At 60.8% G+C, this 589-nt stretch carries 1 protein-coding gene; it reads right to left on the bottom strand.

Features of this window, described 5'->3' with window-relative positions; translation table 11 throughout:
• Positions 1–114: 114 nt before the first annotated feature.
• Positions 115–589, bottom strand: a 475-nt coding sequence (locus tag ACFTOW_RS13235; protein ID WP_379916485.1) for an ATP-binding protein, incomplete at its 5' end; no start/stop codon positions are given.

Here is a 589-nt window from a genome sequence, read left to right as displayed (position 1 = left end):
GCGCATTTCGCGGAAGTTGGGCAGTGATTTCGCGTGATCTCGGGCACGCGTTTCACGGCATCGCGGGCAGCCATTTCACGCCCTCGGGCAGGCTGGCCAACGGGTTTCATAGAGTCAGGGCTGGGCGCCTTGGTCAAGCGTTTTCATCGTGGTCATTTTTCTGCGCATGCTGTCGCCGGTGAGCGTCAGGCGGTGTGCATTGTGGACCAGCCGGTCAAGGATGGCATCTGCGAGGGTGGGATCTCCGATCACCTCAAACCATTGATCGACAGGCAACTGGCTGGTCACGATGGTTGAGCCGCGGCCCTGGCGGTCATCAAGGATTTCCAGCAAGTCGCGGCGCTCTGTTGGTGTCAGAACTGACAGCCCCCAATCGTCGAGGATCAGCAACTCAGTGCGTTCGATCGCCTTGAGAACGCGGGCATGCCGCCCGTCGCCTCTGGCGATGGCCAGCATCTGGAACAGGCGGGGCACGCGGTGATAGACGACGCGCCGATCATCACGGCAGGCCTTGTTTCCGAGGGCGCACGCAATCCAGCTTTTTCCTAAGCCTGTTGGGCCAGTGATCAGCAGATTTTCGTGGCGGTTG

Source organism: Lacimonas salitolerans, from assembly GCF_042677865.1.
Classification (GTDB): Bacteria; Pseudomonadota; Alphaproteobacteria; order Rhodobacterales; family Rhodobacteraceae; genus Lutimaribacter; species Lutimaribacter salitolerans.
This window is presented reverse-complemented; position numbering and strand designations above follow the sequence as displayed.